14 protein-coding genes are annotated in these 24069 nt (G+C 55.5%); 5 read left to right on the forward strand and 9 right to left on the reverse strand.

All coding sequences use genetic code 11. From position 1 onward, the window contains the following. Nucleotides 1-60 precede the first annotated feature (60 nt). From Q31a_RS11495 to Q31a_RS11525, 7 genes are all read right to left on the reverse strand, one after another. On the reverse strand, nt 61-1377 hold the full coding sequence (locus Q31a_RS11495; RefSeq protein WP_197356696.1) for an HlyD family secretion protein: 1317 nt from the start codon (nt 1375-1377) through the stop codon (nt 61-63). Further along, a complete protein-coding gene (locus tag Q31a_RS11500) occupies nt 1374-1649 on the reverse strand; it encodes a DUF3302 domain-containing protein (protein ID WP_145077675.1) in 276 nt (91 codons plus the stop codon). Before Q31a_RS11500 ends, Q31a_RS11495 begins: the two co-directional genes overlap by 4 nt. Beyond that, on the reverse strand, nt 1636-1938 hold the full coding sequence (locus Q31a_RS11505) for a hypothetical protein (RefSeq protein ID WP_145077677.1): 303 nt from the start codon (nt 1936-1938) through the stop codon (nt 1636-1638). Before Q31a_RS11505 ends, Q31a_RS11500 begins: the two co-directional genes overlap by 14 nt. Before the next feature lie 227 nt (nt 1939-2165). Next, the gene (locus tag Q31a_RS11510) at nt 2166-2441 is read right to left on the reverse strand and encodes a hypothetical protein (protein ID WP_145077679.1); all 276 of its coding nucleotides are present in this window, start codon (nt 2439-2441) and stop codon (nt 2166-2168) included. A gap of 329 nt (nt 2442-2770) precedes the next feature. Further along, a complete protein-coding gene (locus Q31a_RS11515; protein WP_145077681.1) occupies nt 2771-3403 on the reverse strand; it encodes a hypothetical protein in 633 nt (210 codons plus the stop codon). 633 nt (nt 3404-4036) lie between these two features. Beyond that, nucleotides 4037-6832, reverse strand: a complete 2796-nt coding sequence (locus Q31a_RS11520; protein ID WP_197356698.1) for a LuxR C-terminal-related transcriptional regulator — start codon at nt 6830-6832, stop codon at nt 4037-4039. An 818-nt stretch (nt 6833-7650) separates the two neighbouring features. Further along, nucleotides 7651-10629: a thioredoxin family protein gene (locus Q31a_RS11525; RefSeq protein ID WP_145077685.1), complete on the reverse strand. Its 2979-nt coding sequence runs from the start codon at nt 10627-10629 to the stop codon at nt 7651-7653. A 1592-nt stretch (nt 10630-12221) separates the two neighbouring features. On the opposite strand from Q31a_RS11525, the gene Q31a_RS11530 reads away from it, so the two are divergent. Next, nucleotides 12222-12827 (forward strand): RNA polymerase sigma factor, encoded by a 606-nt coding sequence (locus Q31a_RS11530; protein WP_145077687.1) that lies wholly within the window; start codon nt 12222-12224, stop codon nt 12825-12827. Further along, nucleotides 12824-17077, forward strand: coding sequence for a protein kinase domain-containing protein (locus tag Q31a_RS30150; protein WP_197356708.1), 4254 nt, complete (start codon nt 12824-12826; stop codon nt 17075-17077). Before Q31a_RS11530 ends, Q31a_RS30150 begins: the two co-directional genes overlap by 4 nt. A gap of 523 nt (nt 17078-17600) precedes the next feature. On the opposite strand, the gene Q31a_RS11540 is transcribed toward Q31a_RS30150, so the two are convergent. Then, on the reverse strand, nt 17601-21278 hold the full coding sequence (locus tag Q31a_RS11540) for a serine/threonine-protein kinase (RefSeq protein WP_145077689.1): 3678 nt from the start codon (nt 21276-21278) through the stop codon (nt 17601-17603). Between the two features lie 14 nt (nt 21279-21292). After that, nucleotides 21293-21967, reverse strand: coding sequence for a sigma-70 family RNA polymerase sigma factor (locus tag Q31a_RS11545; RefSeq protein WP_145077691.1), 675 nt, complete (start codon nt 21965-21967; stop codon nt 21293-21295). 183 nt (nt 21968-22150) lie between these two features. Between Q31a_RS11545 and Q31a_RS11550 the strand changes: the two genes are divergently transcribed. From Q31a_RS11550 to Q31a_RS11560, 3 genes are all read left to right on the forward strand, one after another. Then, on the forward strand, nt 22151-22585 hold the full coding sequence (locus Q31a_RS11550; protein ID WP_145077693.1) for a cupin domain-containing protein: 435 nt from the start codon (nt 22151-22153) through the stop codon (nt 22583-22585). Nucleotides 22586-22670: 85 nt separating this feature from the next. After that, entirely contained in the window at nt 22671-23423 is a 753-nt protein-coding gene (locus tag Q31a_RS11555; protein WP_145077696.1) for an SDR family oxidoreductase, read from the forward strand. 130 nt (nt 23424-23553) lie between these two features. Then, on the forward strand, nt 23554-24018 hold the full coding sequence (locus Q31a_RS11560; RefSeq protein ID WP_145077698.1) for a carboxymuconolactone decarboxylase family protein: 465 nt from the start codon (nt 23554-23556) through the stop codon (nt 24016-24018). The last annotated feature ends 51 nt before the right edge of the window (nt 24019-24069 follow it).

Below are 24069 nucleotides of genomic sequence, written 5' to 3' on the forward strand. Positions count from 1 at the left end.
CGTATTGTTCCTACTTTCGGGAAGAATGTTCATGTCGATGGTTAAGGGGTGAACCGCTAGTTAGGACGGCATGATGTAGTTCATGAAAGTCTCCATGCGAATCATCACACGGCGTATCAGATGCGTTGCCTTCACTGAATCGGTGTAGATCGCTGCCGTTCCGGTCGCGCCACCGGGCAACTCGTGAATGTCAATATCCGGCCCCGCGTCATCAAGCGTGAGCACGACACCGAAGGGCATTGTTTTCTGGCTGCTTGACGGTGCAGCGGCTACTGTTCCCGTCGGTTGAAGTTGTCCCTGTGGTGTGATGTAGGCAATCCGATCCACCGTTGCAGAAAACGTTCGGCCCGGGTGAAGCTCCAACACGACGTCTGCTTTCTGTCCCGGCTTCACATGGCGCAACCTGTTTTGATCGATGCCAACCGCGATTTGTGCACTGGACGAATCGACGAAAGCCATCCACGTGCGGACGGGGAACGCGGCCACGCGCTGACCGGGCTGCAGTGTCATCCCGATCACAGAACCGTCCGATGGAGCAACGACGGTGGTTTGTGCAAGGTTGAATTGAGCGGTCGCTAATTGAGCTCGCAGTTGGGCCACTTGCGTGTTTTCGCCTTTGATCGTGGACGAAACCGCAAGCTCCGCTTTCTGCTTTGCTGCTTGAGACGCCTTCAATCGCTCTTGGGCTTCGATGACACTGGTGTTGACGCCGTCAATGGTGGACTCCAACGCAAGTTGTGCCTGTTGACGCGAAGCCTCGGCTGCTTGGGCGGACGCTTTGGCCAATTCGACGTTCCGCTCCTTGGTTTCGGCGTCTTCTTTGGAGGTCGCGTTGCTGGAGAGCAGCTTTTGAGCACGCTCGTTTTCCGATCGAGCCAATTCAAGCTGTGCCTGAGACTTCGCAACGCTGGCGTTCGCCGCGACGAGCACGGATTCCAGGGAGGCGGCTTGCTGCTTCGCGGCGACGATCGCTGCTTCGGCCTGACCGACGCTCGCATCCGCTTCCGCGAGGCCTGCGGGCAGCATTCTGGCTGCCTGCTCAGCTTCCTTGACGGCCGCCATCAATCGATCCACTTCGATTTGGTACGGCTGTGGGTCAAGCCGAAACAACACGTCACCTTTACTGATCGGCTTGCTGCCCTGCGCGTTGACTTCAATCACTTCGCCGCTGACGTTGGGAACGATTTCGACCACCATGCGATAGACATTGACCGCGCCCGAGGGTGCACCCCATTGCATCGGAATGAACAGCACCACCAGTAGCATCAACATCCAAAGGATCGGCGAGAGTTTCCAGAACAAGTGGAAACTGACAACTTTTAACTTGACCAGAATGGCCAAGAACGCCACGTAAATCAGGGTCAGGAAAAGAATCACGCTGTGTCTCCTTTGGTTGAGGTTGCGACATCGGAAGCTTCGGTGTCTAGGGCGACCACCGGTTTGTAATAGGCCCAGATGAACGCGACTGGCAGCAGCAGCCCCATGGTGATGACGCCCCACCATCCGCAAACGCTGACGGCATCGGCTTGCGGGTGGTTGCGCCCGCGGGCAATCCGACCGGGCATCATCCCCAGCAGGACCCAAACACCAACCAACGCAAAGCCCAGAACCAAGAGAATGATGATCGCGAAGACATCAAGAAATTCCATGGTTGCATTCCTCCCATTCTTGTTGTCTACCACTTTCAAGCCACTGTTGCACCTCATCGAGCTTGATGGGATCTCTGAAGCCACTGCTGGAGGTTTGCCACCAAGGTATCGCGGATCGCTTCGCCGGTAGACACAATTCCATCAGTACGCAAACGCGTCCAGATTCCTGGACCTGGCGATCGATCGCTTGCGCGTAGACCAGCGGAGCGGCTTGCCGAGAATCGTCGTGGACTCTCACATGGATCAGTGGCCCGATGGAGATGATTTCAAAATCATCGCAGATGTTCATGAGTTGTTCCTTGTCTGCTTGTTTCGTTTCCCAAAGGCATGCACGCGTGGCCGCATGCGGCGCTTGAGGTGTCCGCATCTTCAATGGCTTCACCAACTCGAACTCGCTGGGCCGCTATGGCTTGTGGAGCCCTCATTCGCTTTGCCATTCTTCTTTTCACTTTCTTCTTATCTGCACGCCTCTTCCATTTTCTTGGTCGACGCTGCCTCGGAAATCGGTGACGTTGGTCAAGATGTCTCTTCGGTTTCGTCGCAATTTGTGCAATTGACTGACAGAATTTGCATGTGCATTTGGTAGAGGCTGTTGAGCACACCCATCAGCGCGGCTTGGTCACGAACCGTGCCTGTCAGGGTGGTGACCGGTTTCTGGTCGACTCGCGACGTGGTGCCGATTTGCATCCCGCCCAATCGCCCTGACCACGTCTCATCCAACAAGCCTTCGACCTCAATGCGATAGCTAGCCGGCTCCCTTGGGGTAAGCTGTGGCCAGTTGCTTTTTGACATGGCAAGATTCTCCGTTCGCCGAGCTGTGGTTCCGCCAAACAACCCACTCATTGTCCAGAGGTTTTGAACGAGAGGCATCACTAACGATTAGGGATTAGTTAGGGATGCCAGACGGCCAAGGATGAAGCGTTTGGGTAGACCGTCGGACGGCTCCAGCGTGAACGGGCTCGGATCCGAATTCGCGTGGCTCGCGTGAAAGATTGCAAAGGCTGTGCTGTCGCTCGGCAGTATCCGTCCTGATTCGCCGAAGCCCGTTGATCTGACGCTTGCTGGCAAGACCCACTCGCATGTTGGTTTTTCGGTGACTCTCAATGCGACCTGCTGGTAGCTTAGGTATCGACAACGCTCGCCAACGCGGGATACCCCGGTGCGGATAGATACCACCGATAGAAGTCTTTGCTGATCGGCGTTCCCTCGGTGCGATACGGATTGGCTGCAATACTCTGAAAATAGCCTGGTGCGCGATCCAGGGTGCCGGGCGAGAAGAGGTACTCCAGTCGCCTTGGTCCCTGTTCCACTAAGGCAATTGTGATTCTGGTGTCAGGAATTCGATAAACTGGCAATTTCTCGCGTCCACCGGCGGCGACAATCTCCGCGATATCGGGAATCTGATCCCAGGGTGGCAACTCGACTCGGTCCAAGATCTCTTTGAGGCATACGGCTGCCTCGCCGGCGCGGTCCGTGCGAGCAAATGCTGGGAGTTCACTATCGTCAATGCAATCCAGGACCCGTTCGGCAATGGCGACATGCTCCGGGTTAGCTCGATCGTAGTACCCCGGGGCGCTTGTAATATGCTCGTGTAAGTCGTTGCAGGCTTCGATGAAGCTCCGCAACGTATCACGCGGACTTGAGGTATCGGCCGCCTTGATGTCGCCCGGCCCTTGTGCCGCCAAGTGAGGTGATGCCCAACCCAGGCAAATGACTAATGTGAGGAACGTAAGGGGAAGGAGCAAGTCCGCCAAGCGCCTGATCGTTCTCCGGCAAAAACTTCTACTTGGCATGTCGTTCTTCTTCCAAAGGCGTTTCACGGTGAGTGCATGGTGCTTCGCTGTTGGCAGCTGAGCAGCAAGAGGTGCTGCAGCACCTAGCAGTCGGCAGCAAGCAGGATTCTCGCGAGGCATGTCCATATTTGGCCCCTACATCCAGTGTCGTGGTCCGGGACGACAGCCACATCACTAACAATGAGCGATAAGTTAGGGAGCGGAGGAGCCTGGGACAAAAGCAGTGTCGCTGGGCGGGGCGGATCGGCGGCAGCCTGCCCGTCACAGCTGCCCGCAGCCTGAGGGCTACTTGTATCGACTGCCCGCGCGTCTCAACACTCAATCCGTATTTCAATTTAAGTGTTTTCGGGGCCTTGAAGACTGACGTGATCTTCAACACAACACGTCCGATTTCTCCAGGAACGCCTTATTTGCTCCTACCCAAGTCGCCTCGAGGATTGGATGAGACGACCTTCGACACGCACGCTCGGCAGAGTACGTTGGGAGCCCTGGTCACGGGACCGCAAATCGGTCATTTGCAAACGGGCGATACACTATTGGCAATGTTTTACAACGACAACGTATTGGCCGACCAATACGGTTTCAGTGGTCTTTCTAGCCCTTCTCCAACAGACCAAGCTCCTCGGCCTTGAGCACGGCTTGACGTCGGCCAGTGACATGCAGCTTCTCGAAAATGTGCTTCACGTGCGTCCGAACGGTCCAAACCGAGATGGAGAGGGCTTTTGCTATTTCTTTGTCGTAAAGCCGCAGGGCCAGCATTTGCAGGGTTTCGAGTTCCCGTTGGGTCAACGTCTCCACATAGGGCTCAGCGCTTGAGGTCCCGTCCGAGACGGTAGGCCCCGATTCAGCAACGATGGGAATGCTCGTCTTCGCCTGCCCCGATGACTCATGCGCCGGTGCACTCGGGGTTTCCGCAAAGGCCTCCAACAGGCGATCGACGAATTCAATTGAAACATTTTCTAATGGTGCTCGTTGGAGCAGGCTGGTCATCGGTGGACCCAACTCCAAAAATGGCCGGACCCATCCCCCTGACTCGGCGAGTGCCAGCGCCTCGTCAAGTGAGTTAAACGCATCATCCGTAGAGCCTTGCCTGTCAAACGCGACGGATTGCAGGGCGGCAGCTTCAATCGTCTGGCAAGTGAATCGGCAAGACTCACTCGCCTCGCGAATTGCTTTGAGAGATTTGGTCGCAGTTGCCAAATCTCGCTTCGAACCAGCTGTGATCAAAACTCTCGCCTGAGTGATCGCTGGGGCTTCCAACCAGAGGAACAACGATGATGGCACTGCTTGTTCGTTCACAGAGCGAGCCCACTGCAAGGCTCGCCTCGAGTCGCCTCGCAACAAAGCGATTCGAGCCTGCAACGAATCAGCCAAGTCCAGGTATTGACGTTCGTTCAAGTCCTGGGCGAATCGCTGCAACAGGTTCGTCGTCTCGTCGGCTTCGTTCTCCCGTTGACGGAGTTGTTGGCAGAGTGCTAAGCCCGCGAGCGTGTCCACAGCCGCCCTGGGGTCCAGAACATATCTAAACTCCGCGGCATCCGCAAACAGACCGGTCGCAGCCTCAAGCTCGCCGGCATGCAAGTGACCCCACGCCTGCAAGTAGTAAGCCCAGGCCTCGGTATTGCGGATGCGGAGTTTATTAGCCACAAGCTTTAGACGTTGCGCGTCGAGGCGAGAGCGATGCAGATCACCCGAGATCGAGTGTACAAAGGCCAAGCCGGCCGTAAGCCTCGAGAAAAGCTGATTCTCCGAAACGCCGAAACGATCGATCCGGTCTTCCAATCCTCGAACAGCCATTTTCTCATGCCCGCCCATGCAAAGCGCTAGTGCGAGCATTAATTCAGCCTCACCCTCGATCGGATTCTTCTCGCCCGAAATCTTCGAGATCGCCTCTTCCAAGTACTGCTGACTGCTCTGAGCATTGCCTTCCCAGTATTCTAGGAATCCCCGAAGGTAGGCCAGTTCTCCCCGAACCGCTGGCTCTACGGTCTGCTCGCGTAACAAGTTTTCCACCTGCTCGATGATTGTCGGGATTCGCGCGACCTGAAATCGGCAAATCGCGATCGAAGCCTCGGCCAACAGCAACTTTGGCCGCTGCTGCTTGACGCCGTCCGGAAGCATCGACAGCCAACGCTCAACCACGTACCAGCGATCTGCTGCGAACTCGTCGCGGCGGCACCTCTCGATGATTTCGGCCGCTCGTACTACGTCTTCCGCCGCCAGGGCATGTTCGATCGATTCCGTGATCAACCCCTGGCTTTCATACCAAACACTGCCCCGAGAATGCACGCCGGCAATGTCCTTGGGCGAATAGCACTGTTGCAGTTGCCTTCTTAGAAGGTCTTGGAACAGATGATGGTAGCGAAACCACTGGCCTTGGGAATCCAACGGAACAACGAACAGATTGGCAAGCTGGGCGTCTTCAATGAATTTCTCGCCGCTCGTGTTCTTGTCAGTGGAATCGTTTGGCGAGACGCAAACCGCTTCGACAAGCGAGGGGCAAAAACGACTCAATACAGAGGTCTGCAGTAAGCAATCACGCATCGCTGCCGGTTGCCCGGTCAGAACTTGTTCAGATAGGTAGTCGTAGACTTGCTGAAAGCCACCCTTCAACCCATACAAGAACGCTTCTGGGACAGACTGGTTGCGAATGACAAGACCGACCAGGTGCAGGCCAACAATCCACCCCTCTACCTGCTGCTCGAGGTGCTCGAGTGTCGCTTGACTGACGGACACTCCCGCCATCTCGCCAAGCACTGCGTTGACTTCCGCATTCGTGAAGCGGAGATCGTCCTGGTGAATTTCTGTCAACCAGCCCCGTGCCCGCAGTGATGCCATTGAGATCGGCGGATCGTGCCGCGTCACCAATACCAGGTGCAGCGGACGTGGTGGATGAAGCAACAGTTTGTCGAGTAATTCGTGGATACCGGAATTCGAAATCAGATGGTAGTCATCCAAAACGACAACCAGAGGCTCGGCAATGGAATCCAAATCGTTACTCAAGGTTTCTGCGAGCAGTAACGACGGCGGCAACTGTGCCGCCTCAAGCAGAACAGCGGTGTCAGAACATGCTGTTGGGAAGCGGACTTGAACTGCGGCGACCAGATAGCTCAAGAAGGTCCTGAGTTCACTATTCTCATCGCCTAATTGGACCCAGGCAGGTTTGACTTCGGCATCCTGTAGCCACTGCGAAACCAACGTTGTTTTTCCATAGCCAGCCGGCGCCGACACGACGGTCAACGGCCGGCGCGGATTCCGCTGCAGCAATTCGACTAATCGCGGACGAGAGATGAGACGCTGCACCGCCGCGGGCGGTCGCAGCTTGGTCCGCAGAATCATCGTCGCAGAGGGCTGGCCCATCCCTGTACTGGCGTTCGAATCGTTCGTCACTGACTTTCGCAACTTTTCCTGCCTGTTCTGAGTACAAAATGCATTCGTGGTCGGGCCGCATAAGATCATACGCGAATCGTATTACGGAGATAGGAAACGCAAGGCGTGATTTAGGAACCTGTTGTTAATCGCAGGATAAGCTCCAGCTCGCCATCCAACCTGTGCAAAACACCAGTGATATTTGACAGTTAGATTGCCTACCGAATCAACGCGGGCCTAAAGGCACAGGAGACGCCCTAAAGCAATCTCGCTCAACCACTCTAAACTGCGTTCGTTGGACCAACCGACTTGGCTAAGCCAGTTGCTCATTTTTCGTCGGCGAACGAGACCGCACCAGCAATACGCTGTCAAACTGACAGCAGTGTCGCAATCTCGTCCAAGTACCACTCCAAAGACACTTCGCGACCAAGGTGGTCGTGACATTTGTCACCAACGCGAGTTTTCGAACGGCACAATGACGGTTCGACCTGGGGCACGAACTGAGCCGGTCGCGCGCTGTCGTGATTTGTCCTATTGCCCGCGATTTGCACGGTCTCCGGCCGCGTCCAAGTAGGCTCGTAACGAGTGGAGCGAGTTGCGGCATGCTTGGTGAAGGAAGCCAATCGCGCTCGATTCGATCGAATAACGAGAGCCAGTCAGCAGCTTGGAAACTTGCCAGGCGGTCAAATTGCAACACAACGCTTGTGCACTGCGGGTGCCGTAACTCGTGGTACTCGTTACAAGCCTACAGAAATGACGAACATGACAGCGCCGCTTCGTGCTCAATGCGCCGACGACACGCCCGTCGGCGCCGCGCTGCCGGGACTGTAGAAGCCACTTCATTTGTCGTCAATTGCAGCGATTATGGATTGCACATCCGCTTTGCTCATACGCTGGCGGGTAGCGTTGAGCATGTGGGCAAAGTGAACTCGACCGCTGGCTTCGGAGGGGTAGCCAATGTTGCTACCACTCTCCGGGGAGTTGGACGTGGCAAGCTTTTTGCCATCAGCGCCCATAATTGCAAACCACGGTATGCCCCCTTCGGCACCGTCGCGAATTTCGGCCATGATCTCCTTGGCTCCCGTCCAACGATGATCCATTTTGACCCAGATATAGTCTTGCTCCCATACTCGATTGGCATCCAGCAATCGAGAAAGCATATGACATGGGCCACACCAGGTGGCGGTTTCTTGAACGATCAAGCGCTTGTTCTCCTGGGCTGCGCGACGAAAAGCATCGTCCAGCAATTGTCGGGCGTCGAGCGGCTCAGTGAGATGCTGACGCAATAAATCGAAGAATTTATCTTGGGAGAATTTACCCTCCGAGAATAGCTGCTCGACTCCCGCGCTGGCGACCTTCGTTCCTGCCGCGTCACAGATGACTAGCCGAAACACTTGCCCGTCTCCGGGGAGAGCCTCCTCAAGGTTTTCGGCAAGCGCCAGCGCGGCTGCCAAGCTAGGAGCATCCGTGGGTATGGGCAAGAAACGAAACTCGTCGCTGAAAGGCCGAAAGCCTGGGTCCTCGAATCGCAACTTCATCAAGCTCACGATCGACGGATCGTCGGGAACACCAAACACAATTAGCTGATGTTGATTGACTAGTTTGATTGTCTCCAAACTGCGCTGGTGACGCTCCAGTGGTGTTCCCGAGACTTCAAATGACGATTGAATGCGTTCTTCAAGTGTAGGTGGCTTGTAGGGCTTACGTGGAGCCGGGGTCTTCAGATCACCCAACTCCCGCTGCTCGCCCGCAGTGATGGTGAGTTTTGTCAACTGCGGTATTGAGCCTTCCGGCGTGGGGGGGAAATGGACTTTGTATTCCCAACCTGGGGCGAGCCCGGGCAGCTCAAAATCTCCGTGCTCATCCGTTACGGTAGCACCACCAAAGCGAGTGCTCCAAGTGTTGTTGTCGAGGTCAGGGACATCTACACCATACTGCAACTTCTGTCCAACGACGGGTTCCAGCGCATCGTTGACCAATCGTCCACGAGCGGATCCGACTGGTTCCAGTAGAATGACGAAAGTCTTTTTGGTATCGCCAACCTCCACAATCGCCGCCAGGCTGCGATCGCCATTATGGGCATGCACGTAAGTTGCTTCCTCGCGGCGACGAACTTGGAACTTGCCATCCCCCCCTGTCTCCGCCTGCCAATCCCGTCCGGAAAATGTGCGTGGCACCCCGTGAACCATCGCTCCCGCAATGGGCTGAGTAGATTCCTTCCCGATAACCAAACCCAACAGTTCGACTTCGGGTTGAATCTTGGTGGTTAGGTCCATTTCAATCTCAGGCTGATGGGCAATCGTGAACTTCTCTGCCTTTTCCTGTTGCGGTGGTCGAAGATCAAACTCACCATCGCCCAGTAGAAACTCGAACTGGCCCACTTCATTGGTGGTGGCGTAGTACTGCTGGATTGGCTGCAGCACGTAACGTTCGTTCTCTGGATTGGGGAGTTCCACGTCTGGCATGTCGTGCAAACCGGTGCCGTATTGATAGACGATAACGCGTTCATTCGGAATCGGTTCTTGCGTCCGTTCGTTGAGCAGTCGCCCGTGCACCCGCGTGGGGCGGCGGAGCTGGAAATTGCGATTCTCCAGTGGAGTGTCCGGGTAGACCGCGAATCCAGTTTGCGGAGCCGCAGCCCATTGATCGCTCGCAACAGTCAACAGATAAATCTGGTGAGGCGCAAGTTCCATTTTGTACCGCCCCTCGCTATCGGTTCGCGTCATATTCCGAAACTGATTGTGAGACCTGCCTCGCCCCATGGCTTTAATCTCGATGTCATTAGCCGGCTTACCTTCCGCATCAACCACTTGACCACTGATGGGTACAAGTCGATTCAGCGTGGCGCGCACCGGTTGTAGTTCTTTAGCGGGGTCATAGTGGACGCGAATATGTTCGTAGCCCTCCGCCTGTGGCCAAAGTGTGACGATTTGTTGTTGCCATTTCGGTAGCCACGCGAACGTTGTTTCACCTTGTCGGTCAGAAACTTGAGTAACACTGGCCGCCAAGTAGCTCAGATTCAAACTATCGGGGGCATTGGGTTTTTTCAGCAACCACGGATAAATACTTACATTTTCCAATGGGCGTCCGTCGGCATCGACGAATTGCACTGTCAACGGGCGAGCACCTTCTAGCACTAAATGTTCTGGTTGATCGCGTGGGAATTCTGGTGGGACCGCTTTAACATCGGCGATTTGATCGCGCGGCAGTGAATAGAGACGGTAATCAAGTCCAGCCTGATCTTTCCATGCCATGACGGCCTCTATGCGCTCTGACTCAGGTAAGTGGGCGGTTGCCATGCCCGAGGCATCGGTCGCGATGCCACTTAGTATGTGAGGCCAGCCGATTTGAAAGGCCACATGTGCGTTTTCCACCGGTGCTCCCTGCTGGTCAGTTACTTCGACAGCGACTGGGCGGTGTGACTCAAGCTGGATCTGGAATCCCTCAGTGGCGCGTTGGCTATCCTTCCAAGCGAAGCGATGAAAGGCGATCTGCTGGCCATCTTGGCTGGACGCGATAATCTGCAATTGCGCCAACGCGTCGGATGGGTAGCGAACCACAAATTCAAAGTGAGCCTGGTCGTCGGCGGTGATGTGTGCATCAATTCCACTCTGCGCGTGGCCGCGGACATGAATGGTCGCCCGTTCGGCAGGTTCGCCATTGGCCAGTATTACCTGACCACTGAGGCGATTAGGCTGAGCATCAAGTTTTCCCAAACCGTCTGCTATTGGATCACTGGCACGCAGTGACGAAACGCAGCACAATGCGGTAATCGCCCAACAGCACCAATTGGCTTGTGTGGATCGCGGTTTGCTCATGACAAGACCTGCTTATACATCGATTGCGGTGACCACTTGAATATAGCGTTTTTCGTGAACCGATTTGCGACACATCCCGCCGCTTTTTATTTCAGATAACAATGCCAATTCCGCCATTGGTCATTATGCACGATTCACACCGAGGACGTTAGCTTTCGCGAAGCAATCGTTACGAGCCTACAGAAATGGCGAAAGTGAAAACGGTGAGTAGATGCGAAAAGGGAATCAACGACAACACTCCCCCGGTGCGCACGCCCAAACGCACGCTATATAGGGGCCGAACGGCCGGTCGCCGCAGTGCATAAGGTGGGCGTGACCGAGGACGTCCTGAGCGACGTAGAGATAAGCATTGGCCTGGCGCGCGAACTATTATGAGTGTTGGCCTATAAGCAACCGAGCTGACAATTGGCCGCAATTTCACTCAACTGGCAGGACGCACAGTCGCCTGACCGGGAGCTCAAAGAGTCATCACCTTGGGGATGGCTCTATTATCGGCGCGTGAAAACAGGCAAGGCCTTCTGGCGTCCGATGAATCGCACAGTTCGGCTCCACTTGAAGAGCCTTTGCCCCGACGAGCCAGATCCCGATGCCCCAGTCTTTCTCGGTGGCGGTACTCGTCCGAATATTCGATTCCGCCAACTCTGTAAGTTGGCCGGCATATTTCCAAAACGCGATATTGAATCCGGCGACGAGCGTCTCTGGGTTTTGAAAGACCTCAGAAAAACATGCGCGACTTACTATGACGAGCATGTGCCCGAATCATCGGTCGAGATCCTAGGGCACTCGGCAGGTGGAATTACCTACCGCCATTATGCACATCGAGCTCCACTCGCATTCCGGGCGATATTGGGCCTACCGCAGCCGTCATCGTTCAAGACGCTCGCTCGGGGGTTTGAAGGACAATGCCCATGTTGCAGAAGAAAATTCGAGGAAGCGGATTCTTGAGCAGCGAAGTGCTATGTGCCCAAGGACGGGCACTGACGGTTCGTCCTGGGGCACGAACGCCTGACTTCTTAGGCCGCCTAACCGCAAACTGAGACAATTTATGTCGGACGAATCCATCAGGGCGGGGGCAGGATGCCGTCCAATAACCTCGATCTGACTATTGCCCTAATGGCGTTGAAAAATCCGTAGGGGAAATATGCCTAGTCGCGATTCACACCGATGCCAACTTGCACTAAACTGCTTGGTTAGGACAGCCCAATGTCACTTGGCGGTTCACCGTTCCGAGCAGTTTCCACACTTGGGCAAAGACACCGCTGCGCGCTACGCGGACAAAAAACCTGGCCAATTTGCTGCTGAAGTCGATGCAACTTCAGCGCCCGAGCGTATCACGCAACTCGCATCGGCCTGTGACCAATTGCCCATGCTCCTCTGTGAATTAACATCGTGGTACGAGTCTTATTCGGGGAGCTTCTGGTCGGCTACCCGAACCGTCCTCTTCATTGAGCCTCGGTCACAACAATCATTGTGGCTGTTGTTTTTTTAATTAGTCGACTTGCCCAGTCGAAAAGCAAAGTTTCGCTCTGAAGCCAAGAAAACGCTGAAAGATTATCCTTGTATCTGTGTTGAGTTACATAGAGAGGACCTTGATGGATAAATGGCCGGACACGAGCGAAAGTCTGATTCAGCGGTTGAACGACCCGCAGGATGCGGCTGCGTGGACCGAGTTTCTGGCGATTTATCGACCTGTTGTCATTCGCATGACGCTGCGACGTGGGTTACAACACGCCGACGCGGATGACCTTGCTCAACGGGTTTTCCTCTCAGTGGCGAAGAAGGTCAGCGAGTGGGAACCCTACAACTCGGAAACTCGGTTTCGCAATTGGCTCGGTCGGATCGCTCGCAATGCGATCCTGAATGCGTTGACACGAGCGAAACCGGATCGGGCAACGGGTGCTGGCGGGCATGATGCGATCCTGGATCAAGTGCATGATGCGAGTGATCTTTCGTCGGCACTGATGATCGAAGCGCGTCGGCAAGCCGTTCTGGTCTCAGCACACGCGGTCCAGGCGGAGTTCTCGGCGTCGACATGGTCGATGTTTTATCAAACGACCATCGAAGAGATTCCCATCAAAGATGTGGCCCAGCAGTTGGGTCGATCTGCCGGAGCTGTCTATATCGCTCGCTGCCGAGTGATGCAGCGGATCAAAGAACGCGTTCAAAGTCTTTCGAGCTTTTGGAGTGATGAATCATGAACCAGTCTGCCTTGTGTCTCGATGATGCTGAAGTGGAAGAATTGCTCAGCGGTGAAATGGCGTTGGAAAGAACCTCCGAGTTGGAACAACATCTCACAGCTTGCATCGACTGCCGCGAAAAGCTTGAGCATCAAGTGGGCGATGAAGGATGGTGGTGTGATACTCAATCTTCACTACGAACGGGAATGCTTTCGGAGCGACCGAGCGGAACCGATGAAGATTCGCCCGAGCGGTTGCTGGAACTGCTCGGCCCCACTGACGACCCGAATATGCTGGGCCGGATCGGTGCCTATGAAATCATCGGGCTGCTGGGGCAAGGCGGCATGGGCGCGGTGTTCAAAGGATTCGATCGATCGCTCAATAGGTTCGTGGCCATCAAAATGTTGCTGCCTCATTTGGCGGCCTCTGGCGCGGCGCGAAAGCGTTTCGCTCGCGAAGGCCAGGCGGTGGCCGCAGTTGTCGACGATCACGTGATGGCGATACACTGTGTCGACGAGTGGCAAGGCGTTCCGTATCTGGTGATGACGTATTCGCGAGGCGTCTCGTTGCAGCGGCGGCTTCAGGAGAACGGGCCGCTGGAGGTTCGTGAGATCTTGCGAATCGGGATGCAAGCCGCCAAGGGACTCGCTGCAGCCCATTCCCAAGGGATCGTGCATCGCGACATCAAACCAGCCAACTTCTTTCTCGATGACAATGTTGAACGAGTGCAGTTGATGGATTTCGGATTGGCTCGCGCCGTCGACGACGCCAGCTTGACCCGGTCCGGCACGCTCGCAGGCACACCACAGTACATGTCGCCCGAACAAGCCCGCGCCGAAACGGTGGATCATCGCAGCGACTTGTTCAGTTTGGGCAGTGTTCTGTACGCAATGTGCGTCGGGCACGCCCCGTTCCGAGCCGACACCAGCTATGGCGTGCTGCGGCTGATCACTGACACGGAACCACGTCCAATTCGCGAGAGCAACGCCGAAATCCCCGAATGGCTTTGCATGACTATCGAAAAGCTAATGTCGAAACAACCGAGTGAGCGATTCGCTTCAGCAGCAGAAGTTGCTGAAGTGCTAGAGGATTGCCTCGCGCACACGCAGCACCCAACAACAACGCCGTTGCCTAAATCTGTCGTCGCCCTTTCGCCCCAGCGAGCAAGCCGTCCGCCGTGGCTGAAGTTCATTGCAGCCGCAGCCGCAGCCGCGTTCATTTTCATCGGCTTCGCTGGTGTCATCCTCTTAGAGATGGAAAAAGGCACCATTCGTATCGAAAGCAATTCAACAGTGGATGTCCCGATTCGGATCATTCAAGGCGAGACGATCGCTCGAGAAATGACGGTCTCGCAGGAAGGAGCTACGACGCGATTGCGTGCAGGCACTTACAGAATCGAGGTCGATGGCAAGAGCACCCATTTGGAAATCTCAGGCGATCGCGTGACACTGAAGCGACGCGAAACGTGGCTAGCGAAGATTGATGTCCGATCGGAGCGTGAACGATCTGCCACTGAGGCATCGCGTCCATCAGATGAACAGACTGCTACCGCAATAGAAGCCGAAACGGTGTCCGACACCCTAGTTCCGGACGTGGAATTGCCCAGCGACACACAAGTTCACGTTGTCGGTTGCTATGGACCCGTCAACCACCAGCCCATTGAGGTGTTCGTGAAATCAACCGGGAAGCCGATGGTCGTGGTGCTCTGTTGTTATAGCGTGGCAAATTGGAATTGGAGCGTGGATCCAGAAGCGGATGTGCGTGGCGTGATTCTGTCCGGTTACAACATTCAGCAGTTTTCGCATACGGCTCCAAAGAAGAGCGTTCCAACGATCATCAATACCTATTCTCCTGTTTGGAAAGACATCACAAACTCTGAAAAAGAAGAACGTTCCAAGAAGTGTTTTTACGTCGATTCGCCTCTCGAGGAGAAGGACTTCCAACGGATGCTTGACCGTGTAGCCGAGGTGACTGGACGAAACGTGACTTCTTTCCAAACAATTCCAGAGGCTAAAGAGTTCGTCATCGACGGAAAGCGTGGACTAGAAGAACTGGAGATTGCGAAACGTTGGCTCGCGTTTGCAACAGGCCAAGACAAGAATTCTGAACGGTTTCGCATTATCGATTACAAGCTGCGGGAACTACTAGTCGAAAGAGAACTCCCGACTCCAACGAGGCAGCTTGCCGAAAAAATGGACGCCTTGAACATTCCGCGGCTTGTCGACGGGACAGGTGGAATCGCCGGGGACTCTACAAAGATCTCTGCGCGCCGAGGTCCAGATGCACACCCGCCAAAGCCAAACACGCCAACGCCGTGGGCTGATTTTTGCACTGAAGATCCCAGCTTCGATGGTAGTGCGGAAGTCGCGGCACTATCAAGCCTGAACGCAGAATTCCGTGTAATGGAAGCGGCGTATCGCAAGGCTCGCGACGAGGCTGAAGACGATTCCGAGGTCAATCGTATCAGAAAGGAGCTGGACCCTCGCGCGATCATGCCCGCGAAATATCTGGCCTTTGAAGAAAAACAACGCGGCACCCATTCCGGTTTGAAGGCACTCAGGACAGTCGCTAGGATGGCCAAGGGTGAGTTCGACCCGGCTACCAATGCCCACAAAGCACTTGTCGAAGCCCGTCGCCGACTGACCACGCATTATCTCGACCATCATGGCTTGGAATCGATCGCTGAATTGTTTGACAGACTGCCATTCTACATCGTAGAAGCAGACGGGTTCCGGCAAACGCTCGCTGACAAGAGCCCTCATCGCGAAACGAGGGCCAAAGCCATGCTTGCTCAGATTGTCCAGGGCAAGGATCTGCTAATTTATGAATCTGAGCTGCCAGGCGTGCTAGGAAAGATGGTGATCGATGAGGAGGATTCACCTCAGTTCAACGAGAGATTGCGGAATTTCCGGAAGAAGCTTGAGAACATGGACTTCAAGCAGTTGCGTGCCGATCTGAATGAAAAACTGAAGCGATTGGCGGATTCGTATTCCGATGTCATCGTCGAAAACTACGGCACCGCGGGTGTGGCGGCACAAAGATTGGGGCACGCGATCAACAAAGTCATCGTTGGTGCCGACGCTCCGGAAATAACGGCAACCGATATCAACGGAAAAGGATTTCGACTCAGCAAACTGCGTGGAAAGGTCGTCGTATTGCTCTTTGCCGAACATGAGGACGACTACAAAGAAATGTATGGTCCACTCCGGCAGCTCGTCGCGAAGTACGATTGGGCTCCCGTCGAGTTCGTCGGCATCATGAGCAACTCCGACCCTGCGAATCTACTCGCCGCATCCGAACGCGGCGATTTGCCCTGGAGAGTAATCGCGCAGCCGCTGCACAACGCCCCACTGCAACTCGACTGGGGCATTGAACGGGATTGCCCTGTCTATATCGTCGACAAACAGGGCATCCTGCAACGGCAACTGCACATGCCGTATTACGGTGACGGCGGATACGACGCTCACGAAGTCGACGACAAAATCGCGGAACTGCTGAAGAATCCCTACTATGGCCCCTCCGCCGCGCCCGCGATTAACGCATCGCCGAGTCCGGCACTCTCTCCCGCACCCTTCAAGCGATCCGACACAAAACGACTCGATCAAAGTCACGCGACACCCGAGACGCTCATGAAACGCTATGCGGAATGTCAAATGAAAGGCGATGTTGTTGGATGCCTTGACTGCTACTCCGACGAAGTCATCAATGGGTTTGCGGCTTCCTATTTGATGACCGCCATGATCATGCACGGGGCTATCTTTCCGGGAAGCCCGAACGATGAAGATCGAAAGCTTGCCCCCGAGCAGCAAAGGTTCCGAGATGAATTGGAGAAACTGTTGAAAGAAGCAACGATCGAGAATCCGCCAGCGATCGCATCGACGGCCCTATTGCAAGCAGCCGAGGCCTATTTCAGTGACAATGATTCAGTGAAACGCGGTGCGATCACGAATGATCAAGCGACGCTCATCGCCACTTCACCAACCATGCTGAAGGACCCGCGTCAATTTGTGAAAGACTTTGCATTGTGGTCAGAGGCGAGTGAAGACGAGCAAAGCAAGAAGCCGCTTCCGAAGAACCGAAAATACCGTATCCAGTACGACGGCGACTCGGTTTGGTCTGTCAGAGTCGATGATAACAGCAGGATGGGACTGAAACGCATCGGCGATACTTGGTTGATACATGAGCCGTGGAGTGAAGCGCCAAAAGCTGGCGATCCAGTCGGTGGATCGGTCCGCAATAGGGATCTTAACTTGCCGGCCAAAGAAAATTGATGAACACACAAATCACAAGGCGGAAGGTAACCCCAGAGATGTTAATTCGCCGCGGTAAGCATGGATTTGCGATCCCGTCACAACCAGTCATGGGATCTGTAAGTCCAGCTGAGCCACCTTTTCGATGCTTGCAGCGATCTGGCCAACTCACAAAGGAGGGCGTGTCCGAGGACGTCCTAAGCGACGAAGAGATAAACATTGGCCTGGCGCGCGAACTATTATGAGTGTTGGCCTATAAGCAACCGAGCTGACAAGTGGCCGCAATTTCACTCAACTGGCAGGACGCATAACCGCGCTGCCGGTCAGAACGGATTGGTCAATAAAGCGATCGCCAGCGGTGTTGGAGACCAACGATGCCGACGACACTTGAATCTGTAGTAACGAAGTGCCTTCGCACGGGTAGACCGGCACAACGAACCCGCGAGGAATACAGCACGACCCTCCGCAAGTGGTCACGGTGGAGCGGAGTGGTGCCGCTTGAACGTCTTGGTAGGAAGGAGATCCGAGAGTTTCTTGATTGGGTTCACCAAGACGCTGCATCGCGTGAGGAGGTTCGGGAAAGTCTTTTCAGATGCGCGGCTGCGTCCACCAAATCCGGCGTTCCAAAGCCCTCCGTGAACGTACCGTAAATGGTGGAGAGTGCAGCTTGGCCATCGGCGAAGCGCCCCTGTCGTTCGTAGAAGCGAGCGAGGCTCAGCGTGGCCCTCAGCTCGAGGGTCTTTGCCTGTTGTCGGCGGGCGATCGCGATGGCCTCACCATAGCAAGCTTCTGCCTCAGCCGACTTCTGTATATCTTGTGATAGTAGGAATTCGCCCTTGAGCCGATATATTTCTGGTTCGAAAATACAGATACCAGTCGCCGCAACGACAGTCATCGCATCTTCGAGCGCGACAAGTCCTTCTGTTAGGTTTTGACACTTGCCATGCGCGTCGGCCAGTAAGGTTAGGGAGTAAGAACGCCAGTGAGCCCGCGTGCTGCCCCCGGTAGCGAATCCCTTCTGGATGAGTGCGATTCCTTCCTCGCCATGTCCGAGTTCAGCGATCGCCCAGCCTTGCAGAACCAATCCCCCCGCCAAATAGTACGGCAGGCCCTGATCGGCGGCCAACTTCTGGAGCGCTTCTGCTAGTGCGAGAGTCTCGGATGCATTCCGAAGGTATTGGTGGACCATTGCGACCGACAGCTGAGTGTGGGCCAAGCTCGTCGGATGCCCCAAGTCACTGGCAAGCGCGATGGCCTGCTGCCCAAGCTGTAAAGCCTGTTCAGGATACCCAAGCATCCAGCGAGCTTTGGCACTGTAGCTCAGACAGCATACGCACGGGTCATGACCGCCGTAAAAAAAAGCTTGTTTATGATGGATTTGGCGGTCATAACCAGCGATGGCCTGCTCCAAATGGGTCTGTGCCGCTTCCCAATTCCCGACCAAACCGTAGGTCGGCCCGAGTGCGTGATGCGCCTGCAGAAGTAACCCTGGGTCTCTTATGCGTTGGGCCAAGTTGAGCAAGTGCGCTCCTTGCTCTATTCCCGTCCATATCTCTCCACGAGCGATGTGGAAGAGGAAGAGTCCCCACAAAGCCGGGAATAGCTCGGACGACTCTCCCAACTCACGGCAAAGTTCTTGCGCGCGGGTGTATGCCAACTCGACCTCAGACGCCGTCCAGTCGTTGGTCGCGAACAATGCGGAGCCTAAAGTGATCTGCAGCGCGAGCTCTTGGTGAGCCCGCTCGGGCGTATCGGGCAATGCCGAAAGCACTTCGATCCCACGGCGCGCGAGGATGACGGTTTCGTGGTTGGCGTAGACGCGGGCCGCGTTCTGTGCCGCTATCAAGAAATACTTCGCAGCGCCTTTGATGTCGCGAGCCTCCTTCAGCAGCATTGCTAGGACCCCGGCCAACTCGACACTATTATCGCCGTAATACGCACAAAGCGCTTGCGCCACCGCGCCATTGAGAGATGCACGGCGGGTTGGTTGTAACGAGTCATACAACACGTTCTGATAGAGCACATGAACGAAGCAGTATTGAACTGTCAACGTCCGATCGGGAAACTCCAGTTCGCCAACTCTCCGTACGAAAGCATGAACTCGATTGAGTTCGCCTAATCTGTCCTCCACCTCTGCCGGATCTCGCCCCAGGACCTTTGCAACTACCGCCGAATCGAACTCGTAACCTTGTACGCTGGCTGCCACCAACAGGCGACGATCGTCGCCACCCAGTTGATCAATCTTTCGCTGAATCATACCTCGCACCGATTCGGGAAGTTCTCGACGGAGGTCGGGGACCGATTGCCGCAGTATCCAACGCTCTTGCTCCTGAGCGAGCACCTGCCGGTCGCGTAGGTAGCGCAAAAGGTCGACCATGAACAGAGGACTCCCTTCGGTCCGGGCGTGAACCATGTCCGCAAATTCGTTCGGGAAGTCGTGATTGGGAAACTCGAGCGATAGATACTGATCCAGGTCGGATCGCGGCAAAAACTCCAATGCCAGTTCTCGGCAAACGCCGCGTGCTTGCAAGTCCAACTTAACGGGACCAAACAGGTGCTTAGTGAGCGCCAAATCCGTTGGGCGGTAGGTAAGCACAAACAAAATGCTCATGGCATCGCACTTGCCGGCCAAGTACGCAAGTAGATCGACAGTCGAGGGATCGGCCCAATGCAGATCGTCAATGAATATGAGCAGCGGTCGTTGTCGCGCCATTTCTCGTAAACAGGTCGCTAGTTCACGCTTCAGACGTTGCTGGGAAGCAGCTCTCGACTCAGCAATGCGTTGCTCCAGTGGCAGTTCGTTCGCGGCGGTAGATGCCACTTGCTCGTACCAGTTGGGCGCGGCCGATTTCATCAGCTGGGCCGCCGTCTCGGCGTATTCGCCATGTAGCAAGCTCTCCAAGGCTTCTAGAAATGGCAGGTATGCCTCTGTACCGGCGAGTCGCTCGGAACAGCGCCCTCGAGCCAAAGCATAGGGATAGTTCGTGGCTGACAGCTCACTCAGAAAGTCGTCGATCAAGGTAGTCTTTCCAATGCCTGGCTCGCCGGTCACACATAAAACGCATCCTTGACCGGACGCCGCCTCCACGAATGCTCGCTCCATTTCCTGAAGCTCTTTCTGTCGACCCACGGTACGACGTTTGAGGCCGGGCAATGGCGGACTGGTGTTCCAATGCAGTCGCAGTGTAGCCTGATCCTCCTGTATACTATTCGAAAGTATACGGCGCAGTTCCGCAGCAAAGTCAGCGGCGGAAGTTTGACGGTCGTGCTGTCGTTTCGCCAGTGCTTTGAGACACACCCGTTCCAGTTCGGGCGGGATGTCGTCAATTAACTGTCTGGGAGGCTGCGGCTCGTCATCACGCACTTGACGTAATAGTTCATAAGTGTTCCTCGCCCTGAACGGAAGTTGGCCGGTGAGCATCTCATATAGCACCACTCCCAGACTATAGATGTCAGTGCGGCCGTCGATACGGTGAGCAGCGCCCGATGCCTGCTCAGGGGACATGTACGACGGCGTTCCGGCTACAACGCCTCTCGAGCTGCTACTATCCTGTGATTCATCGAGGGCAAGCCCAAAGTCTACAAGGACCGGCGTGGTGTCGCTATTGAGTAGGATGTTAGCAGGCTTTATGTCTCGGTGGACGATGAGCCGAGCATGTGCGTGAGCTAGCGCATCCGCTACGGCGGCTGCGATGGCAGCTGCATCCGACCAGGTCGGACGCCTGACTCCAAGCCACTGACCTAGGTCAGAACCCTCGATATAGTCGGAGACAATAAAGAGTTGTCCTTGATGAACACCAACGTCGTGGACCGCCACTATGCCAGGGTGACGCAGTTGGGCCAGCCGCCTCGCTTCCTGTAAAGCAAAATTGTGTTGGACTTCAATCGGTCGGGCTTGGGCATGCAACAGTTTAATGGCGACGTGCCGGTCAAGCTCAGTATCGTGCCCGAGATAGACAACCCCGAAGCCGCCAACACCCAAGCGAGAGCGGAGCTGATAACGGCCAAAGGCCGCAGGAAGAACTAAACTAGGCTGTGGAGGTGCAGTTGAGTAGACCGTAGGAAACGTGCCAACTCCCGGAAGCAGAGCTCTTATCTGTTCATCGACCAGCTGAAACTCCTGCCATCGCTGCCGGACTTCCGGCAGCAGCTCGGGGCAATCGCGGCAAACCACCTCCGGCGTGTTCCCCGAGTTGAGCAGCTCTTCGAGCAGTCGATGCACATGGGGGTCGATGGTTACGAACCTCCTTGTAGAAAAGAGGGCGTATCTCCCGACGCTGGAAGTTCTTCAGTTTGATCGGGCGGAGCGAGGTCCATGAGCCGCTCAGCAAGTAGAATCCGGGCTCGATTCAATCGACGCTGCACCGTTTTCTCGGATACTCCTATCAGCATTGCCGTCTCGGCATGGGTCAGTGCTTGAATACCGACGAGCTCGAACACCTCCCGCTCATTTTCGGGGAGCCCTTCAATTGCCGCCAAGATACGCAGTCCATCAGGGCTGAGGCCGGACGCGGAACTGGCAGGGACGGCCACAATGCCAGCGTCCGATAGGCCTACGGCTCTCGGGCTTTCATCCAGTCTGCGCGCCAGGTCATTGAGTTGCCAGCGAATGTGTTGGTTCGCCAGAGCAAAAAATCGCCGAACGGTTGGGGGGCGGGTCTTTTGCAAGGCGTCGATCAGCCCGGCAGTGACACCTCCCAGCAGCTCATCTGCGTCAAGGTTTACAGGCGTGCGCGCGAGCCGCGGGTAACGCTTGTATAGAAAGCTAGCACATAGCAAGTGCAGGCGACCTACCGCTCGTTCCAGTAGCTCCCGAATGATCGGTTCGGCTGCGTCGTCTCCGGTTGGGCCGCCCTCAGGAAGAGCGTCCAAGTATCGCTGAATCACGAAGGTCGTTTGGGAGTGGTCCATTGCCTAAGGCACCCAGGGAAAACGGGAAGCTGTCTGCATGCTATCGAATTTTTTGTCCACCCGCTACTCCCAGTAAAGGTGAGACCAGACTTTGTGCGATCCCGTCGAAAAGACAGGATTGTTCGCACCTACCGCCCGGCCCGTTGCCGGCGGTGAAATACACCAATTGTTGGAGAATTGACGATGTTACGAGCTCTGTTTTTGTCACTGGCGAACCTAGGTATTGCCGCTGGCGCTGTCAGCGGGCTTCTGCACTCTGAGGATAGTGAAAAGGTGAAGGTCCTCTCGGCTATCGAGATTGCTGAGACGCTGGACGGTGAGGCGGCGGCGGCAACGGTGGTCGAGGTAACGATCGAACCCGGTCAAGCCGGCGTCCCTCACCGTCACCCTGGCCCCGGATTCGGGTACGTCGTCGAAGGCGAATATGAAATTGCGGTAGACGACAATCCGGCCAAAGTGCTCAAGGCAGGCGAGACTTTCTACGAACCCAAAGGCTGCCTACACCGAATCTCTCGGAATCCAGGCAAGGTGCGCACTCGCTTGATTGCAGTGGTATTGCACCCGCGAAACAAAAAGGAAGTCGCCGTACCTGAGTCGGTGAACACCTGCGGCATGTAATCCTTTACCAGAAACGGTTCGAACGAGTGAAGAAGTTTTATTACACCAATCGCCCACATACGGGCGGCACACAAGGAGAAGTAGAATGAAGATTGTAGTGATTGGCGGCAGTGGACTCATTGGAAAGAAGCTGATCCCACTGCTGGAACTGAAGGGGCATGAGGTCGTGTCGGCGTCTCCTTCGGCGGGAGTCAACACGATCAGCGGCGAAGGCCTCGCCCAAGCATTTACCAAAGCCGACGTCGTTGTCGACGTTACGAACGCACCTTCTTGGGAAGACACGGCCGTGCTGGAGTTCTTCCAGACGTCTACACGAAATATTCTTGCGGCCGAAGCTGTCGCGGGAGTAATGCACCATGTTGCACTCTCAGTTGTAGGTGCCGATCATATGCCCGAAAGCGGATACATGCGGGCCAAGGTTGCTCAGGAGAATTTGATTAAGGCAGGCGATGTGCCCTACACAATACTCCGCGCGACCCAGTTCTTTGAGTTTTTAAAGGCAATTGCAGGGCCTGACGAGGAAGCGGTCCGACTGTCCGACGCCCCCATGCAACCCATTGCGGCGGTAGACGTCGCTGCGACTCTGGCCGACATTGTCGAGAGACCGCCAGTAAATGGCATGCTGGAGGTAGCCGGACCTGATTCACTGTCGATTGCTGCATTCGTACGCAAGGCCCTCTCCGCGAGCGGGGACACACGATTGGTCATCGCCGATCCAAAGGCCCGGTACTTCAACGCAGCAATGGATGATCTTGGCCTGACGCCCCGGCTACCCAATCCGCGGATCGGCAGCACGCGTTTTGAAAGCTGGGCCGTCGGCTCCGCGTCTGTACGGTGACCGAATCCGCACCCATTGCCGTGCGCAATATGCATCTCCGATCAAGAAGCAGGGCAGCACGATCCGTCCCAAAGAGAGCGACGTACCGCACCGACAAAACTCAATCCAAATCATTCAAGGAGAACAGATTATGACCGCTCATCTTATTTCTAAACCGCGTACCAGTGAAGCCTACTGCGCAATGGTAGTGCTGGAACTCTATCTGGCCAATTGTTCCATTGAGAGTTCGTTGCGAGAGTTGATTAGGCTCAGAGTGTCGCAGATCAACGGTTGCGCTAACTGTATCGACATGCATTGGAAGGATGCCCGCGCGGCCGGCGAGTCGGAACAGCGACTGTATGGTCTGTCAGCTTGGCAGGAGTGTCCTTTTTACAGTGAACGGGAACGAATGGCCCTCAACCTGGCAGAGCACTTGACTCATCTTACTGACGATGGGGCTCGGGAGAGTATCCACAATCAAGCTCGTGAGCAGTTCGAGAATCAGGAACTCGATGATCTCATTTGGGTGATCGCAGCAATCAACGCATGGAATCGCTATAGCATTGGTTCACGGAAAGTGCCCGGCGACTACCATCCGGGCGCTACGACTATCTAGGCTCCCTTGCAGCGTTCACAGGAACCGACAGGGCCATCAAGTTCAATGGCC

The sequence above is a fragment of the Aureliella helgolandensis genome, from assembly GCF_007752135.1.
Taxonomy (GTDB): domain Bacteria; phylum Planctomycetota; class Planctomycetia; order Pirellulales; family Pirellulaceae; genus Aureliella; species Aureliella helgolandensis.